Here is a 17,367-nt window from a genome sequence, read left to right on the forward strand (position 1 = left end):
GCACCGGGCGGGGCGGATTCGCCGATTCCCGCCGGGGGCACGGCAGTTCGGTCCTAATGTGGGCGAACCAGCAGGACCGAGGGGGGAGACAAGGGGTACCCCAGTGCCGAACCCGTCCGCCGGAGGGCCGTCACGGCGCCGCATGATCGAGCCGACGCGGGTCATCCCCGCACGCGAGTCCGCGGCCGCGGGCGACTCCTGGGAGGAGTCCCTCGACCTCTTCCGTCCCGCCGGCGCCGCCCCTCCCCCGCGCCCGGCCGGATCGCGGCGCCCGCGACCGGCGCCCGCACCACCTGCGGATCCCCCCGCCGCCGAGGCCACCCGGCGGCACGGCTCGTCCCGCGCCCTCCGCCTGGCCGGTCTGGGCGCCCTCGTCGCGGGCGCCGGCGCGGCCGGCTTCGGCCTGGCCCTCGTGCTGTCCTCCCCCGGTGCCACCCTCACACCGGCGGCCCCCGCCCCGCCCGCCACCACGGCGCCGCCCGCCGCGGGAACCGCCTCCGGCGTGCTCCGGGAGGGCGACCGCGGCCCCGCCGTCAGCGAACTCCAGGCCCGCCTGCTGCGCATCCCCGACGTCTACACCGGCGGACCGGTGGACGGCCGCTTCGACCGGCGCCTCACGGCGGCCGTCGCCCGCTTCCAGGTCTGGTACGGCATCCGCGGCGACGAGAGCGGCGAGTACGGCGACGCCACCCGCCGCGACCTGGAGTCCCGCACCCCGGGCTGACCCGTCCGGCCCCGCCACACGCTCACCAGGGCGGAGGAGTCCCACCCTGGGGCCTGCCCGAGCCGCCCCGGAACGACCACCGGACAACCCAGGCCTCGCCGACCGGCCTGGCCCCACCCCGCCCCGAAGCTGCCGCCTGGCCACAACGGCAATCGGCCGCGGGCATCCCCGTTGCGCCGCCGCGCCTCAGCACGCAGCACGTCCCTCGCCCGCTCCCCAACCGCCCCCGAACAGCCACCGGGCCACCCGGCCGGACGCCCACCGAGACCGGGGACCGCACCCGCCCCCGCCCCGAAACCGCCGCCAGGCCACCCCACCGCCTCGCCAAGGGCAGCGGCCACGACTGGCCACGGCACTCACGCTCGCGCCGCCACTTCCCGGCACGCACGACACCCCGCCACGGGCAGAAGCAGCGCGCCACCCCGCTCCAAAGGCGGCCGGGCCACCCGATCGCACGTCGGCCGAAGGCCGCAGGCACACGCCCGGCCTCGCGCCACCGCGACCCACCACGCGCCGAGGCGACGCCTCGGCAACGGCCCCGGAGCGGCTGCCGGGCCACCCGGCGTCTCGCCGACCGGCCCGGCGCCGGCCCACCCCAAAGGCGGGCGGGCCACCCGACCGGACGCCCCGGGGCCCGTGACCGCGGCGCGGCCCCCGCGCCGGGGTGGCCCGGCGTCAGCGGGCGTCCTACCGTTTGACGATGGGAGTGGCGCGCCGGAGCGGGATGGAGTGGCTGCGGGCCCGCGATCCGGGTCTCGCGGCGGTGCGGCGCTCGGCGCGGGTGACCGTGGTGGCCTGCGCGGGCTTCTACACGGCGCGGTACGGCCTGGGCGACCGGACGGTGGCCATCTATGCCCTGTTCGGCGCTGTCGCGGCCGGCGGGCTGTCCTCCGTGCCCGGATCGCCGCGCGAGCGGGCCCGCACGCTGATGGCCGCGCTGCCGGTCGGCATGGCCCTGGTGACACTGGGCACGGTGCTGGCGGCGCACGCCTGGACGGCGGCCCTGGGGATGCTGGTCGTGGGCTTCCTCGTCACGTTCAGCGGGGTCGGCGGGCCAAAACTGGTGGGCCTCGCCAACGGGCTGCAGTTGTTCTACATCCTCCCCTGTTTCCCGCCGTACGCACCGTCGACCCTGGGCCACCGGCTGGCGGGCCTGGTCGCCGGGGTCGTGCTGATCGGCCTCGCGGAGTGCTTCCTGTGGCCGGCGCCGTGTCCCGCCCGGTACGAGCAGCGGCTCGCGCGGGCGGCGCGTCTGGCGGCCGAGGCGCTGTACGGGCTGGCGGCGGACCCGCCCCGGCGGGGTGACCCGGATGCGCTGGTGAAGGCCTCGCAGGAGTTGCGGATGAGCCATGTGCCGACGGACGAGCGCCCGGCGTCGGCGTCCGCGCGGGACCGGGCGCTGTCCGAGGCGGCCTCGCAGATGCGGCATCTGCTGGCGCAGACGTGGCAGCTGACGGAGTCGGCCGGTGAGGGCGCGGACCCGCCCGAACCGGCCGCCATGGGGCTGCTGCTGACCTCGGCCGCGGCCTGCGAGGACGTGGACCGGGCGCTGACCGGCCGGGCCCCGCCGCCCATGCAGGCCGTCTGCGGTGCGGCCGCGAGCGCCTTCGAGTCGCACCGCGTGCGGCCGCGCGGGACGGGTACGGACTCCGCCACGATGGTGCGCAACGGCGCGATCGCCCTGGACATCACGCACACGGCCGACTTCGTCGTCACGGCGGTCAGGATCGTGCTCGGGGCGCGTGTGCCGGCGGACGGTACGCCGCTGCCGGCCCGTCCCGGGGCCTTCTGGTACGCCGGGCGCCCCACGGCGGAGCTGTACTACCACCGGCTGCGCGCCCATCTGACGCCGCGGTCGGTGTACTTCCAGAACGCGGTGCGGATCGCCGTGGCGCTCGCGGCGGTCCGGCTGGTCGTCGGCGCGCTCGGTCTGGAGCACGGCTTCTGGGCCCTGCTGACCACGCTCACGGTGATGCGCACCAGCGCCGTCGGCACCCGCACCGCGCTGATGCCGGCGCTGCGCGGAACGCTCGCGGGCGCCGTGGTCGCGGCGCTGATCCTGTACTTCGCCGCTGGCACACCGCTGGTGTTCGCCGCGCTGTTGCCGCCGTGCATGCTGCTGGCCTTCGCCTCGGGCAAGGTGCTCGGTCCCGGCTGGGGCCAGGCGTTCTTCACGCTGACCGTGGCCGCCGCGTTCACCCAGATCGCCCCGAGCGGGCCGGAACTGGCCGCCGCCCGCTTCCTGGACGTGCTGACCGGGGCCGTGACGGGAGCCGTCGTCGGCCTGCTCGCCTGGCCGCACGGGGGCACCGGCGAACTGCGGCGCGCCTGCGCGCGCGTTCTGGACCACGGCACCCGCGCGGTCGCCGACATCACCGAGCGGATCACCGAGGGGGCACGGGCCACCGACGCCCTGCCGCGGGCCCGGCTGGCGCAGCTGATCGTCGAGGCGACCTACGCCCAGTACGCCACCGAGCGGCACGACGCCCGGCACGCGTCGTCGGGGGACACCGACTTCCAGGTGATCATGCTGGCGGGCAACCGTGTCATCACCATGGGGCAGGTCCTGCTGGACAACTGCCCGCCGGGCGCGCTGTCCGCCTGGCCGCTGAGCGCCGCGCACCTGCGCGACGCCGCGCACCGCCTGCGGGGCCTGGCGCTGCCGTTCAGCTACGACCTGATCCTGGGCCGCGAGCGCCCCTTCCCCGAGAACGCGCACCCTGACGACGCGCCGACGGACCGCACGGTCATCCACGACGTCTGCACGGCCTCGGCGGGCGAGGCCCCTGATCCGCTGCTCTACTACGCGGTCGACGCCGCGATCTGGCTGGCGAGTCTCCAGGCCGCGATCACCGCGGCCCGCCCGGCGTCGCGGGAGCCGGCGTCGGCCGGTCCGGACTGAGCCGCGTCGTCACGGCCTGCCGTCCTCCGCCGGGAGTTCGGCGAGCAGGTCCGGGTTGACGACGGCGAGGATCGCCGCGATGTCGCCGCGCGCGGCGGCCGGCCACAGGACGGCGCGGGCGGCCCGGTACTTGGCGGCGAGGCGTTCGCGCGCGGCCGGGTCGAGGCGGGCGGCGCGGTCGGCCCGGCTGTTGTGGGCGTTGTCGGCGATCTTGACCAGGGTGGCGTCCCGGTCGGCGGCGATGCGCCGCAGCTTGTCCGCGTAGGCGACGCCGGGCTGGTTGGTGACCTGCTCGACGACGGCGACGACGCGGTCCGGAACACCCGCGGCGCGCAGGCGCTCAGCGGTCCAGGGCGTGTCCTCGACGATGTCGTGGAGCAGCCCGGCCATCTGCAGTTCGGGCCCGAAGGGCGCGAGCCCCGCGGCAACGGCGCGCACGTGCTCGACGTACGGCACGCCGATGCGGTCGGTCTGTCCCTCGTGCGCGCTGCTCGCCAGCGCGTCGGCGTCGGCGACGCTGTTCACCTTCACGGCACCCCATCCTCCGGGGCGCCGCCCGGTCCGTCCAGCGGTTCCGTCGGCCGGCCCGTGGACCCGGGCCGGCCGACGGTCCCGGACGGCTAGAGCAGCCCCTCCGCGACCGGTCCGAGGGACAGCGCCGGCAGGAAGTTGAGCAGCGCGAGGACGAGCGCGGCACCGGTGGCCAGGACGACGAAGTTGACGCCGTACGGCCGCAGGGTGCCGACCGTCACCACGCCGGGGCGCTGCCGGGCCAGGCGCCCGGCGAGGGCGAGCACGAAGACGATCGGCACGTAGCGGCCGACGAGCATCGCGGCCACCATGAGCAGGTTGTGGAAGTCGGTGGCCCCGTTGAACCCGGCCATCGCGCTGCCGTTGCTCGCCGTGTTGCTGGTGTAGGCGTAGATCAGTTCGGTCAGCCCGTGCGGACCGGTGTTGCCCATGGACGAGCGGCCCTCGGGCAGGGCGACCGCGATCGCGGAGCAGACCAGGACCGTGGTGGGGGCGACGAGGGCGTAGAGCACCACGTGGCGCATCTCGCCGAACCCGATCCGCTTGCGCAGGTACTCGGGCGTGCGGCCCACCATCAGCCCGCCGATGAACACGGCGACCATGACCGCCATGAGCAGGCCGTACAGCCCGCTGCCGGTGCCGCCGGGCGCGATCTCGCCGAGCATCATGCCCGCGAGGAGCACGCCTCCGCCGAGGCTGGAGAAGCTGTCGTACGAGGCGTTGGCGGCGCCGTCGGCGGAGGCGGTGGCCGAGATGCCGAACAGGGTGCTCGCGGGGACGCCGAAGCGGGTCTCGGTGCCCTCGGTCTGGCCGCCTACGGCCGCCGTGACGGTGCCGGTGTGCAGGCTCTGCGCCAGGTTTCCGGCGACGAGCAGCAGGCAGAACAGGATCCCGACGACCGTCAGCAGGGTCCAGCTCTGGCGGAGGCTGCCGACCATGCGGCCGTAGGTGCGGACGAGCGCGGTCGGGATCAGCAGCATCAGCACGATCTCGACGGTGTTGGTCCAGGCGGAGGGGTTCTCCAGGGGGTGTGCGCTGTTGGCGTTGAAGAAGCCGCCGCCGTCGCCCGACATGAGCTTGAGGGGCTCCCAGGAGCCGACCGGGCCCGCCAGCTGGTCGACGCCGGACAGGTGCTGCGGCACGCCGGCCGCCATGAGCAGCAGTCCGAAGACGACGGCGAGCGGCAGGAAGACGCGCAGCACCGAACGGATCAGGTCGACCCAGAAGTTGCCGAGTTCGTCGGTGCCGCGCCGGACCAGGCCGCGGACCAGCGCGAGGGCCGCGCAGATGCCGACGGCGCCGGACGCGAAGGCCTGGGTGCCCAGGCCCGCCATCACCGCGAGGTGGCCGGTGGTGGACTCCCCGGCGTAGTTCTGCCAGCTGGTGTTGGTGGTGAAGCTGACCGCGGTGTGCAGCGCGAGCGGCCAGGGCATGCCGTCACGGCCGAGCGACCACGGCAGGCGGTCCTGGAAGGTGAACAGCGCGAAGAGGGCGGCGATGCTCGCGGCGCTGAAGGCCAGGAGCGCGAAGAGGTAGTGCCGCCAGTTCTGTTCGCGGTCGGGGTCGACGCCGCAGACCCGGTACAGCAGCCGTTCGGGCGCGAGGTGCCGCCCGCCGTCGAGAGCGCGGGCGAAGTAGTCGCCGAGCGGTACGTGCAGGCCGACGACGACGGCGATGACGAGGGTGGCCTGGAGCCAGCCGAAGACGGTCATGCTCAGGCTCCCCGGAGCGGACGGGCGCGGTCCAGCGCGCTGTTGAGGCCGGCGACGTCGACGGCCGGCTCGCCGAACACACCGAGTGCGCGGCCGGTGGTGCAGCGGGCGACGAGTGCGCGCACGGTGCTCTCGGGCAGACCGCGTTCGCGGGCTACCCGGGGGGTCTGGAGGCGCGCGTAGGCGGGGCTGATGTCCGGGTCGAGGCCGCTCCCGCTCGCGGTGACGGCGTCCGCGGGCACCACGGGGTGCGCGGGGGCGCCGCCGCGCACGGGGACGACGACGGCCTGCGCGTAGTCGGCGCCCGCTGCCGCGCACACCACGGCCACGCCGTCGTACGAGGCGGTGAACGGCCGTGCGGGACAGGGCTGGTTGAGGCTGATCACGCGCTGGACGTCGCCGGTGGTGCCGTCCGCGCGGAAAACGCCGAGCACGGCGCCGACGCCGTCGGCGGTGCAGTAGGGGCGGGAGCCGTCGACGCCCTCCAGCTCACCGACCGCCTTGCTGCGCGCGCAGACCTGGGTGAGCAGGCTCGGCTTGTCCGGAGTGTCGACGACGCTCTCGGGGCCGAGGTTGCCGGCCGCCGAGGCGGCCGGGTCGTAGCCGGCGCCCGCGTTGGAGGGCCGGGACTGGAAGTAGCCGGGCAGCGGGCGGCCCTTGGTGTCCGTCCAGGACCTGCCGAGGGCGGTGCCGGGGGACGCATGCCGGAGCCCCGGCAGTTGACCGAGCGCGGTCATGCCCAGCGGGTAGGCAAGGCCGACGAGCACGGTGAGCGCCACGACGACCCGTACGGCGGCCAGATGGTGGGCCGCCCAGTGCGGGAGGCGGGGATGGGGAGGCATGGTCAGATCCCGGGGACGAACTGGACGAGGACGAGGTCGATCAACTTGATCGCGAGGAAGGGGACGACGACGCCGCCGAGGCCGTACACCCACAGGTTGCGGGTGAGCAGGGCGGACGCCGAGGACGGCCGGTAGCGCACGCCCCGCAGGGCGAGCGGGATCAGCGCGACGATCACGACGGCGTTGAAGACGACGGCGGACAGGATCGCGGAGCCCGGCGAGTGCAGCCGCATGATGTTGACGGCGTCGAGCGCGGGATAGACCCCGACGAAGATGGCGGGGAGGATCGCGAAGTACTTCGCGATGTCGTTGGCGATCGAGAAGGCGGTCAGCGCCCCGCGGGTGATCAGGAGTTGCTTGCCGATCTCGACGATCTCCACGATCTTCGTGGGGTCGGAGTCGAGGTCGACCATGTTCCCGGCCTCCTTGGCGGCCGAGGTGCCGGTGTTCATGGCCACGCCGACGTCGGCCTGCGCCAGCGCCGGGGCGTCGTTCGTCCCGTCACCGGTCATGGCGACCAGGTTGCTGCCCGCCTGCTCCCGCTTGATCAGGGCGAGTTTGTCCTCGGGGGTGGCCTCGGCGAGGAAGTCGTCGACGCCCGCCTCCTCGGCGATGGTGCGGGCGGTCACCGGGTTGTCGCCGGTGATCATGACGGTGCGGATGCCCATGCGGCGCATCTCGTCGAAGCGTTCGCGCAGGCCGGGCTTGACGACGTCCTTGAGGTGGATGACGCCGAGCACCCGGGCCGGTCCGTCGGACGTGCGCTCGGCCACCGCCAGCGGGGTGCCGCCGGAGGCCGACACCTGCTCGACGTAGACGTCCAGGCCGGCCGGCACCGTGCCGCCGTTCTCGCGGACCCAGCCGGCGATCGCGGACGCGGCGCCCTTGCGCAACTGCCGCCCGCCCCGGGGCAGGTCCACCCCGGACATGCGGGTGACGGCGCTGAAGGGCACCCAGGCGGCCTCGGGCAGTTCGAGCTCGTCGGCGCGGTGGTGGCTCAGCACGAAGTGCTCGCGGGCGTGGGCGACGATCGAGCGGCCCTCGGGGGTCTCGTCGGCGAGGCTGGACAGCAGGGCGGCCTGGGCGAGTCGTTCCGGCTCGATGCCGCCGATCGGCAGGAACCCGCCGGCCTGCCGGTTGCCGTAGGTGATGGTGCCGGTCTTGTCGAGCAGCAGGGTGTTGACGTCGCCCGCCGCTTCCACGGCGCGGCCCGACGAGGCGAGGACGTTGCGCTGCACGAGCCGGTCCATGCCCGCGATGCCGATCGCCGAGAGCAGGGCCCCGATGGTGGTCGGGATGAGGCAGACCAGCAGGGAGACCAGGACGATGCCGGTGACGCCGTCGGCGGTCAGCGCGGTGCTGTCGGGGGCGGCGCCCGTGATGCCCTTGGAGAAGATCGCCATGGGCTGCAGGGTGACGACGGCGATCAGGAAGACGAAGGTCAGCATCACCAGGAGCAGGTTCAGGGCCAGCTCGTTGGGGGTCTTCTGCCGGTTGGCGCCCTCGACGAGGGCGATCATCCGGTCCAGGAAGCCGGCGCCGGGGTCCTGGGTGATGCGGACGACGATGCGGTCCGAGAGCACCTTGGTCCCGGCCGTGACGGCGCAGCGGTCGCCGCCGGACTCGCGGATGACGGGCGCGGACTCCCCCGTGATGGCGGACTCGTCGACGCTGGCGACACCCTCGACGACGTCGCCGTCACCGGGTATCAGCTCGCCGGCCTCCACGACCACCATGTCACCGCGGCGCAGGGCGATCGCGGGGACGGTCTTCTCCCCCTTCTCCGTCAGCCGCCGGGCGGTGGTCTGCCGCCGGGTCCGGCGCAGCGACTCCGCCTGCGCCTTGCCGCGGCTCTCGGCCACGGCCTCGGCGAGGTTGCCGAAGACGACGGTGAGCCAGAGCCAGGCGGTGATCAGCCACGCGAACAGCGAGGAGTGGGCGATCGCGAGCCCGGTGGTCAGCGCCGCGCCGATCTCGGTGACGAACATGACCGGATTGCGGAAGAGTGTGACGGGGTTGAGCTTGCGCAGCGCCTCCGGCAGGGCGAGCCACAGCTGCCGGGGATCGAGCAGGCCCCCGCCGACACGGCGGTTCCGGCCGGGACCGGGGGGTTCGGCCTCGCTCCCCGGGGTCGGTGCGGCGAGGGCTGGGGCTGTGGTCATCTGAGGTGCTCCGGAAACTAAGCGGTGGTGCGGAAGCGGTCGGGCACCTCCGGGCAGGGCAACGCGGGGACGGCACCTGCCCGGAGGGCGATGGAGGGGCCCCGGTGGGGGCGGGCGGCCCGCGGACTCGTCAGCCGATCCACAGGCACAGGGCGTCGACCAGGGCGATCGCACCGGTCACCCGCAGGACGCCCATCAGCTGGGAGCCGAACCGGTCGGGCGAGGCGTCGGGGTCGTCCTTGACGGCGGGGGCGGCGAACTGGGGGTCCACGGTGAGCGCGGTGACACCGAGCGGCCGGGCCAGCGAGCGCAGCGCGGGCTCCGACAGGCTGATCCATGCCTGTTCCGCGCCGAGCGTCGCGGTGAGGCGTTCCGGCGTGGTGAAGGCGACCGCGGTGCGGTCGCCCAACGGCGTGCGGAACATGCGCGCGACGCAGCCGGCGGGTCCCGGCCGGACGGGGACGCAGAGCGTTCCGCCGGCTCCGGCCGGGATGCGTTCACAAGGTTCGGGGTCGTCCTCGGACGCGGGCTCGGTCATGGTTCCTCCACGAGGGCCAAGAGGGTGGGCGACGCCCCGGTCCGGGCACGTCGGGCCGGGGCGCAGCAGGACGCTAAGCCCTGGGGCCGGGGGGCGGCGGCCCTCCCTGACGGGACGTTGACGGCGCGCGCCGATTTGTTGACGCCGCGGTCGCGGACGGGTCAGGGCTCCGTCAGGCCCGGGGGCGGCGGCGTCAGGATCGCGACAAGGACCGTTGCCCGCCCGCGGCACGGCGTTTGCATGGAGTCATGCGTGAGTCCCGCGAAGACCGTGTCGTGGTCGGTGTCAGCGGATCCCTGGGCAGCCTTGCGGCTCTCCACAGGGCCGTCGAGGAGGCACGCCGCCGGTCGGCGGCGCTGACGGTGGTGATCGCCTGGGAGACCGTGGGTGTCGACCTCGGCTCCGGCCGGCCGCCGTCGCCGCCCCTGCTCGACCGCTGGCACTCCCTCGCGCGGCGGCAGTTGTTCGCCGCCCTGGACACCGCCTTCGGCGGCAGCATCCCACTGGAACCGCAGCTGCGCCCGGTCATCGCGCTGGGCATGCCCGGCCCCACCCTGGTCAGGGTGGCCGACCAGGAGTCCGACCTGCTGGTGGTGGGCACGGGCTCGCACGGCCTGCTGCGCCGCCTGCTGTCGCCGTCGGTGGCCCGGCACTGCCTGGACCACGCCCGCTGCCCCGTGCTCGTCGTACCGCCGCCGCCCCTGATGTCGGAACTCGCCGAGGCCGAGCGCCGCGGTTCGCGCGCCCGCCTCGGCCTCGGACGCGGACCGCACGACTCTTTTATGCCCTGAGTCCGGCCTCCTCCAGGTCCAGGGACCGCTGGACGGCGCGCCAGGTGGCGTCGCTGACCTCACCGGCCTCGTACAGCCGCCGCAGTTCCCCGGTCTGCACGCCGATCAGCGCCCGGCGCAGGTCGCGGTGGGCGGCCACGGCCTCGGCGAAGGCGGCGGCGCGGCCCGCCCCGGGGCTCTCGTCGCCCTCGTCGAGTCCGGCCTCCAGATGGCGGCGCAACTGGACCACGACGGACGCCGGCGCGGCTTCGAGGTCGTGCAGCTGGTCGAGGTAGCGCAGGCCGGCGCGGGACAGGGCGTCGCGGGTCCTGGCCTCCTCGCGGGCGGTGTGCTCCGGTTCGAGGGCGATGCCCGAACGGCGGACGACCGCGGCGAGGGTGAAGCCCTGGACGACGACAGTCAGGACCACCACGCCCGTCGTCAGGGTGAGCACGAGCGAGCGGTGCGGCAGCGGCGCGCCGCCGGCCGTCACCAGGGGCACCGACAGGGCGGCGGCCAGCGGCATGACCCCGCGGGTGCCGGCCCACGAGGTCACCAGCGGCACCCGCCAGGAGACGGGGCCGTCCTTGCGGCGGTGCTGCATGACGGCCGACAGCGGGAAGACCCAGACGAGCCGCAGGAGGACGACCGTGGCGGCCACCGCGACCACGCCCACGACCAGCGGCAGGCCGCGCTCCGACGGATCGAGCTCGCGCACGAGCGTGGGCAGTTGGAGGCCGATGAGCGCGAAGACCACGTTCTCCAGGAGGAAGACGACGGTGGCGTAGACGGCGTGGATCTGCAGCCGTATCGGCGCGTTCGTGATCCGGTGCCCGGTGCTGCCCAGCACCACGCCCGCCAGGACGACCGCGGTGACCCCGGACGTATGCAGGTCCTCGGCGAGCACGTAGACGCCGTACGGCGTGACCAGGGAGACGACGGTCTCCAGCACCGGGTCCTCGGTACGCCGTCGGATGAGCGTGACGAGTCCCGCGACGGCCGCCCCGACCAGCGCGCCGCCACCGCCCAGTTCGAGGAAGCGGCCCGCGGCCCCGGGCGTCAGCAGCGAACCGGAGGCGACGGCGGCGCCGATGGCGACCTTGAACAGCACCAGGCTCGTGGCGTCGTTGAACAGGCTCTCGGACTGGACCAGCACTTTCACCCGGTGCGGCAGGGACAGCCGGCGCCCGAGGGCCGTCACGGCGACGGGGTCGGTGCTGGCCAGTACGGCGCCGAGCACCAGCGCCATCGGCCCGCCGAGCGGGGTCACGGCCGCCGCGACGGCGGCCACGGCCGCGGCCGAGGTGACCACGAGTCCGAAGGCCAGGACCGTGACCGGGCGCCACACGCGGCGCAGTTCCCGCCAGGAGATCTCCTCGGCGGAGGCGTACAGCAGCGGGGGCAGCACGACGACGCTGATCACCTCGGGCGCGACGTGCACCGCGGGCACCCACGGCAGCAGGCCGACCAGCAGCCCGGCCACGACGAGGAGGGAGGGGGCCGGGACCCGCCAGTGCCTGGCGCCGGTCGCCACGGTGGTCGCCAGGGCCACGAGCAGGAGGACGGCGGTCAGGACGGTCATGTGAGGGTCCCCAGGGAAAGAGATGGTACGGCTGCTGTGCATGTCTTCGCCGACCAGACTTCCCGGCACTCCACGGGAGAATCTACCCGGTTCCGGCAACGGTCCGGGACCCGGGGGGAGGCAGGGCGTTAAGAACGCGTCAGGATTGCCCGTCAGCCGTATGGAGCCCGTCAACGGCGGACCCGCGCCGACGGGCGGGACCCTACTGTTCCGCGGCCCGTCACCGGCTCGCCGCGACGTGCTCCCCCGCCGGCCCCGACTCCCGTCCCGACCTGCGGAATTGATCACCGCGCGGGCCGCCCCGGCGCGCGCGGCGCCGCCCACGGCACGCCCCGGCCGCGCGGCGCGGGAGCGGCCACGGCGGCGCCCCTCCGCCCCCGTGCCACCGTGGCGTGCGCCGACGGCCCCGGCCCGGCTGCGTACGCTGACGTGGCCGTCCGCCGACGGCGGATTCTTGACTGTTGTCGACGGGAGTGCAACGTGGCCATGTCCGCTCATCCGAGTCGGCTGCGCGCGTGGATGCTGGAGGGCCTGTCCGACATGGCCCGCCACCAGCAGGGCGGGCAGCCGGTACCCGAGAGCGCCCACCGCGGGCAGCGGTGGTGGCGGGTCATGTGCCTGACGGGTGTGGACTACTTCTCCACCCTGGGCTACCAGCCGGGCATCGCCGCCCTGGCCGCCGGTCTGCTGTCGCCCGTCGCCACCATCGTCCTGGTGGTCGTGACGCTCGCGGGCGCGCTGCCGGTGTACCGGCGGGTGGCGGAGGAGAGCCCGCGCGGCGAGGGCTCGATCGCGATGCTGGAGCGTCTGCTGTCGTTCTGGCAGGGCAAGCTCTTCGTGCTGACGCTGCTGGGCTTCGCGGCCACGGACTTCCTGATCACCATCACGCTGTCGGCGGCGGACGCCTCCACCCACCTGGTGGAGAACCCGCACCTGACGAGCGTGCTGCACGGCCACGAGATGATCATCACGCTGTTCCTGGTGGCGCTGCTCGGCGCGGTGTTCCTCAAGGGCTTCCTGGAGGCGATCGGCGTCGCCGTGGCCCTGGTCGGCCTCTACCTCGCGCTGAACGTGGTGGTGGTCGTCGTCGGGCTGTGGCACGTGGCGACCGCGTCGCACGTCGTCACCGACTGGTCCAGCGCCCTGACCGCGGAGCACGGCAACGTGCTGGCGATGGTCGGCGTGGCCCTGCTGGTCTTCCCGAAGCTGGCGCTCGGCCTGTCCGGCTTCGAGACCGGCGTGGCGGTCATGCCCCACGTGCAGGGCGACGACAGCGACACCGAGGAGAAGCCCGCCGGGCGGATCCGCGGGACGAAGAAGCTGCTGACCACGGCCGCGGTCGTCATGAGCTGCTTCCTCATCGCCACCAGCTTCATCACCACGCTCCTCATCCCCGCCAAGGAGTTCGAGTCCGGCGGGCAGGCCAACGGCCGCGCCCTGGCGTACCTGGCGCACGAGTACCTGGGCAACGCCTTCGGCACCGTCTACGACGTCTCCACCATCTGCATCCTGTGGTTCGCCGGCGCCTCCGCCATGGCGGGCCTGCTCAACCTCATGCCGCGCTACCTGCCCCGCTACGGCATGGCCCCGCACTGGGCGCGCGCCGTGCGGCCGATGGTGCTGGTCTTCACGCTGGTGGCGTTCCTGGTCACCTGGATCTTCGACGCGGACGTCGACGCCCAGGGCGGCGCGTACGCGACCGGTGTGCTGGTGCTGATCAGTTCCGCGGCGATCGCGGTGACCATCGCGGCCCGCAAGGCCCACCAGCGCGGCTGGACCATCGGCTTCGCCGTGATCTCGGCCATCTTCCTCTACACCACCGTCGTCAACGTCATCGAACGCCCGGACGGTGTGAAGATCGGTGCCTGCTTCATCGCCGGCATCATCCTCATCTCCCTGCTGTCGAGGCTGGCCCGCGCCTTCGAACTCCGCGTCACCAGCGTGACGCTGGACGACATGGCCCAGCGCTTCGTCCGCGACATGTCGCACCGAAGGATCCGCTTCATCGCCAACGAGCCGGACCGCCGGGACATGGCGGAGTACCGCGACAAGATCCAGCAGATCCGCGCCGACAACGACATCCCGGCGGAGGACGACTTCGTCTTCGTCGAGGTCACCGTCTCCGACCCGTCGGAGTTCGAGTCCGGCCTCACCGTCCGCGGCGACGTCCTGCACGGCCGCTACCGGGTGCTCACGCTGGAGTCCTCGTCCATCCCCAACGCGCTGGCCGCCCTGCTCCTGCACGTGCGGGACGCCAGCGGGCAGCGCCCGCACATCTACTTCGAGTGGACCGAGGGCACGCCCTTCGCGAACTTCCTGCGCTTCTTCCTCTTCGGGCAGGGCGAGGTGGCCCCGGTCACCCGTGAGGTGCTGCGCGAGGCGGAACCGGACCGGGCCCGCCGCCCCCGCGTGCACGTCGGCTGAGCCGCCGGCCGTCAAGGCCGCGCCAGGATCGCGCGGCGCGCCGTCAGGGGCGCGTCAGCCGCCGTCCTCGCGGAAGGTGCCGCTCCTACGGTCGGCGGCATGACGCGGACCACCTCCGGCCACACCGACCGCCGCTGGGCCGGGCACGCCCGGTTCGCGGCACTCTGCGCGCTCGGCTTCCTCGCGCTCGCCCTGGCCCTCGACGCGGCCGCGGGCACCCTCGGCGCGGCGCGCGCAGGGCTCTGGTCGTTCTTGGCGTTCCTGGTGCTGGCGGTGCTGGTGCCGCCGCGCGTGACGGCGGGCGACGGCTGGCTCTCGGTGCGCCGCTCTCTGCGCACCCGCACGGTCCGCACCGATGCCCTGGTCGCGGTGCGGCAGCACCAGGGGCCCGCGGCGCACCTGCTGCTGTACGACGCCTCCGGCCGCTGTGTGGAGGTCGATCCGCGGACGCTGGCCGCCGACCCCCTGCTGTGGCACCTGCTGGAGGCCGGCGCCCACCGCTCCCGCGACCGCGGCGTGCTGCGCCACGGTTCACAGGTGCTGGCGCACCTCGGCGACGACGTCGACGGGCCCGCGGTCCGGGCGGTGTTCCGGGTGTCGGGGCTGGTCTGAGGGACCGCTCGCGGGCTCAGCCGAGGCCCGGCACGAACTGCACGACGGCCATGTCGATCAGCTTGATGCCGAGGAACGGCAGCACGAGCCCGCCCAGTCCGTACACCAGCAGGTTGCGCCGCAGCAGTTCTGCCGCGGACGACGGCGTGTAGCGGACTCCGCGCAGGGCCAGCGGGATGAGCGCGACGATGATGAGGGCGTTGAAGACGATCGCCGAGGTGATCGCCGACGTGGGGCTGTGCAGGCGCATGATGTTCAGCTCCCCGAGCCCCGGGTAGGCGCCGGCGAACATCGCGGGGATGATCGCGAAGTACTTCGCCACGTCGTTGACGATGGAGAACGTCGTCAGCGCGCCGCGGGTGATCAGCAGCTGCTTGCCGACCTCCACGATCTCGATCAGCTTGGTCGGGTTGGAGTCGAGGTCGACCATGTTCCCGGCCTCCTTGGCGGCCGAGGTACCGGTGTTCATCGCCACGCCGACGTCCGCCTGCGCCAGCGCCGGCGCGTCGTTGGTGCCGTCACCGGTCATCGCGACCAGGTTGCCGGCGGCCTGCTCGCGCTTGATCAGGGCGAGTTTGTCCTCGGGGGTGGCCTCGGCGAGGAAGTCGTCGACCCCCGCCTCGTCCGCGATCGCGCGGGCGGTCAGCGGGTTGTCACCGGTGACCATCACCGTGCGGATGCCCATCCGCCGCAGTTCGGCGAAGCGTTCGCGGATGCCGTTCTTCACCACGTCCTTGAGGTGGATCACCCCGAGGACCTGGGCCTGGTTCCCGTCGTCGAGGGCGACCAGGAGCGGGGTGCCGCCCGAGGCGCCGATGCGGTCCACGATCGGGTCCACCTCCGCGGGCACCCGCCCGCCGCGGGCGGTGACCCAGGCGGCCACGGTCGCCGCGGCGCCCTTGCGCACGGCGACTCCGGCGCCGTCCTCCCAGCGCAGGTCGACCCCGCTCATCCGGCTGCGGGCGGAGAACGGCACAAAGCGGGTCTGCCCCAACTCGCCCGGGGCGGGGGCGCGCAGCCCGTAGCGCTCCTTGGCCAGGACGACGACCGAGCGGCCCTCCGGGGTCTCGTCGGCGAGGCTGGACGCCTGGGCGGCCTGCGCCAGTTGCAGGTCGTCCACCCCGGGCAGCGGGACGAAGGCGGTGGCACGGCGGTTGCCGAAGGTGATGGTGCCGGTCTTGTCCAGCAGCAGGGTCGACACGTCGCCCGCCGCCTCGACGGCGCGCCCGGACATCGCCAGCACATTGCGCTGCACGAGCCGGTCCATGCCCGCGATGCCGATCGCCGACAGCAACGCCCCGATGGTGGTGGGGATCAGCGTGACCAGCAAGGCCACCAGCACGACCGTGTCCTGGGCGGCGCCGGCGTAGGCGGCCATCGGCTCCAGGGTGACAACAACGAGGACGAAGACGACGGTCAGCGACGCCAGCAGGATGTTCAGGGCGATCTCGTTGGGCGTCTTCTGCCGGGAGGCGCCCTCGACCAGGGCGATCATCCGGTCCAGGAAGGTCCGGCCGGGGCGCGAGGTGATGCGGACGACGATCCGGTCCGACAGCACCTTCGTCCCGCCGGTCACCCCGGAGCGGTCGCCGCCCGCCTCGCGGACCACCGGGGCCGACTCCCCCGTGATCGCCGACTCGTCGACGGCCGCGATGCCCTCCACGACCTCCCCGTCGCCCGGGATGACCTGCCCGGCCTCCACGGCCACCACGTCGAACCGCCGCAGCTCGCCGGCCGGGACCGCCTCCTCGGTGTACTCCCGCCCGTACGGCCGCCAGCCGCGCAGCCGGCGGGCCACGGTGCCGGTCCGGGCCCGGCGCAGGCTCTCGGCCTGGGCCTTGCCGCGGCCCTCCGCCACGGCCTCGGCGAGGTTGGCGAAGACGACCGTCAGCCACAGCCAGCCGGTGATCACCCAGGCGAAGACGCTCGGGTGCAGCAGTGCCGACAGGGTCGTGAGCGCCGCGCCGGCCTCGACGACGAAGAGCACCGGTTTGCGGACCATGCCGCGCGGGTGGAGCTTGCGCACCGCCTCCGGGAAGGCCGTCCACAGCTGACGGGGGTCGAGCAGTCCCGCCGCCACCTTGCGGCGTCTGCCGGACCTCCTGCCGGGGCGCGGCGGCTGAGGGGCGGTGCGGTCTGTCCCGGGGGCGTGGGCGGGGGCCGGCGGCTGCATGGACGAGGGCCTTCCGAAGGTGCGGGAGTTGGGGGGTACGCACGCCAGCAGATCGCGACCGCGGGGCCCGGCGGACGTCCCTGACAGGACCTTTGCGCCCGCGGCTCGGCTTTATGACGGCGCCTTGACGGCGCCTCAGGCCGCGCCGTCAGGACGGTGTCAGGAACGGGCGGCGGATCTTGCCTGCCACGGCGGCGGGCGGTGGGATGAAGGGGTGAACAGCGGTCGGCGCCATGACGACCGGCCACCCCATCGGGTGCCGCCGGTTCCGCGCGCTGTTCTCCTGCCGGCTCCCTGACGAGCCGGTGTCCCGCGGCCATGCCTGACGGCCGCATTCCTTCGCGTACGGCGCGCGCCCCCACCACCCGTGGCCAGGGCGCGCGCCGACGCGTCGT

Annotated in this window: 12 protein-coding genes; 5 read left to right on the forward strand and 7 right to left on the reverse strand. The window is 74.0% G+C overall.

Annotated elements, in window-relative coordinates; all coding sequences use genetic code 11:
* Positions 1-142 precede the first annotated feature (142 nt).
* Positions 143-724 carry a peptidoglycan-binding domain-containing protein gene (locus ABZ883_RS24245; protein WP_360909360.1) on the forward strand — a complete coding sequence of 194 codons (582 nt, stop codon included), beginning with the start codon at positions 143-145 and terminating at the stop codon, positions 722-724.
* A 700-nt stretch (positions 725-1,424) separates the two neighbouring features.
* Entirely contained in the window at positions 1,425-3,626 is a 2,202-nt protein-coding gene (locus tag ABZ883_RS24250; protein ID WP_360909362.1) for an FUSC family protein, read from the forward strand.
* Positions 3,627-3,635: 9 nt separating this feature from the next.
* Here ABZ883_RS24250 and ABZ883_RS24255 read toward each other — a convergent pair whose 3' ends face one another.
* From ABZ883_RS24255 to ABZ883_RS24275, 5 genes are all read right to left on the reverse strand, one after another.
* Positions 3,636-4,151, reverse strand: a complete 516-nt coding sequence (locus ABZ883_RS24255; protein ID WP_360909598.1) for an HD domain-containing protein — start codon at positions 4,149-4,151, stop codon at positions 3,636-3,638.
* A 95-nt stretch (positions 4,152-4,246) separates the two neighbouring features.
* Positions 4,247-5,869 (reverse strand): potassium-transporting ATPase subunit KdpA, encoded by a 1,623-nt coding sequence (gene kdpA, locus ABZ883_RS24260; RefSeq protein WP_360909364.1) that lies wholly within the window; start codon positions 5,867-5,869, stop codon positions 4,247-4,249.
* Between the two features lie 2 nt (positions 5,870-5,871).
* Positions 5,872-6,711, reverse strand: a complete 840-nt coding sequence (locus ABZ883_RS24265) for a potassium-transporting ATPase subunit C (RefSeq protein ID WP_360909365.1) — start codon at positions 6,709-6,711, stop codon at positions 5,872-5,874.
* 2 nt (positions 6,712-6,713) lie between these two features.
* Positions 6,714-8,873, reverse strand: a complete 2,160-nt coding sequence (gene kdpB / locus ABZ883_RS24270) for a potassium-transporting ATPase subunit KdpB (protein ID WP_360909366.1) — start codon at positions 8,871-8,873, stop codon at positions 6,714-6,716.
* A gap of 130 nt (positions 8,874-9,003) precedes the next feature.
* Positions 9,004-9,411: an SAV_915 family protein gene (locus ABZ883_RS24275; RefSeq protein ID WP_360909367.1), complete on the reverse strand. Its 408-nt coding sequence runs from the start codon at positions 9,409-9,411 to the stop codon at positions 9,004-9,006.
* Between the two features lie 248 nt (positions 9,412-9,659).
* Here ABZ883_RS24275 and ABZ883_RS24280 point away from each other — a divergent pair, with 248 nt between their 5' ends.
* Positions 9,660-10,202 (forward strand): universal stress protein, encoded by a 543-nt coding sequence (locus ABZ883_RS24280; protein ID WP_360909369.1) that lies wholly within the window; start codon positions 9,660-9,662, stop codon positions 10,200-10,202.
* On the opposite strand, the gene ABZ883_RS24285 is transcribed toward ABZ883_RS24280, so the two are convergent.
* Positions 10,192-11,763, reverse strand: a complete 1,572-nt coding sequence (locus ABZ883_RS24285) for a Na+/H+ antiporter (protein ID WP_360909371.1) — start codon at positions 11,761-11,763, stop codon at positions 10,192-10,194. The genes ABZ883_RS24280 and ABZ883_RS24285 overlap by 11 nt on opposite strands.
* Positions 11,764-12,249: 486 nt before the next feature.
* Here ABZ883_RS24285 and ABZ883_RS24290 point away from each other — a divergent pair, with 486 nt between their 5' ends.
* Both ABZ883_RS24290 and ABZ883_RS24295 read left to right on the forward strand, forming a co-directional pair.
* Positions 12,250-14,187: an amino acid transporter gene (locus ABZ883_RS24290; protein ID WP_360909373.1), complete on the forward strand. Its 1,938-nt coding sequence runs from the start codon at positions 12,250-12,252 to the stop codon at positions 14,185-14,187.
* Between the two features lie 99 nt (positions 14,188-14,286).
* A complete protein-coding gene (locus tag ABZ883_RS24295; RefSeq protein WP_360909375.1) occupies positions 14,287-14,799 on the forward strand; it encodes a hypothetical protein in 513 nt (170 codons plus the stop codon).
* A gap of 16 nt (positions 14,800-14,815) precedes the next feature.
* Here the strand turns inward: ABZ883_RS24295 and kdpB (ABZ883_RS24300) are convergent, their stop codons facing one another.
* Complete coding sequence (gene kdpB, locus ABZ883_RS24300; RefSeq protein ID WP_360909377.1) at positions 14,816-16,972, reverse strand: potassium-transporting ATPase subunit KdpB; 2,157 nt, start codon at positions 16,970-16,972, stop codon at positions 14,816-14,818.
* Positions 16,973-17,367: the final 395 nt, after the last annotated feature.

The organism is Streptomyces sp. NPDC046977 (assembly GCF_040644455.1).
Lineage (GTDB): Bacteria > Actinomycetota > Actinomycetes > Streptomycetales > Streptomycetaceae > Actinacidiphila.

What these genes read in the sequence shown, in the direction of transcription:
- ABZ883_RS24245 (WP_360909360.1), top strand. Translation starts at nt 143, where the DNA reads ATGATCGAGCCGACGCGGGTCATCCCCGCACGCGAGTCCGCGGCCGCG.
- ABZ883_RS24250 (WP_360909362.1), top strand. Translation starts at nt 1,425, where the DNA reads ATGGGAGTGGCGCGCCGGAGCGGGATGGAGTGGCTGCGGGCCCGCGAT.
- kdpA (WP_360909364.1), bottom strand. Translation starts at nt 5,869, where the DNA reads ATGACCGTCTTCGGCTGGCTCCAGGCCACCCTCGTCATCGCCGTCGTC.
- ABZ883_RS24265 (WP_360909365.1), bottom strand. Translation starts at nt 6,711, where the DNA reads ATGCCTCCCCATCCCCGCCTCCCGCACTGGGCGGCCCACCATCTGGCC.
- kdpB (WP_360909366.1), bottom strand. Translation starts at nt 8,873, where the DNA reads ATGACCACAGCCCCAGCCCTCGCCGCACCGACCCCGGGGAGCGAGGCC.
- ABZ883_RS24275 (WP_360909367.1), bottom strand. Translation starts at nt 9,411, where the DNA reads ATGACCGAGCCCGCGTCCGAGGACGACCCCGAACCTTGTGAACGCATC.
- ABZ883_RS24280 (WP_360909369.1), top strand. Translation starts at nt 9,660, where the DNA reads ATGCGTGAGTCCCGCGAAGACCGTGTCGTGGTCGGTGTCAGCGGATCC.
- ABZ883_RS24285 (WP_360909371.1), bottom strand. Translation starts at nt 11,763, where the DNA reads ATGACCGTCCTGACCGCCGTCCTCCTGCTCGTGGCCCTGGCGACCACC.
- ABZ883_RS24290 (WP_360909373.1), top strand. Translation starts at nt 12,250, where the DNA reads ATGTCCGCTCATCCGAGTCGGCTGCGCGCGTGGATGCTGGAGGGCCTG.
- ABZ883_RS24295 (WP_360909375.1), top strand. Translation starts at nt 14,287, where the DNA reads ATGACGCGGACCACCTCCGGCCACACCGACCGCCGCTGGGCCGGGCAC.
- kdpB (WP_360909377.1), bottom strand. Translation starts at nt 16,972, where the DNA reads ATGCAGCCGCCGGCCCCCGCCCACGCCCCCGGGACAGACCGCACCGCC.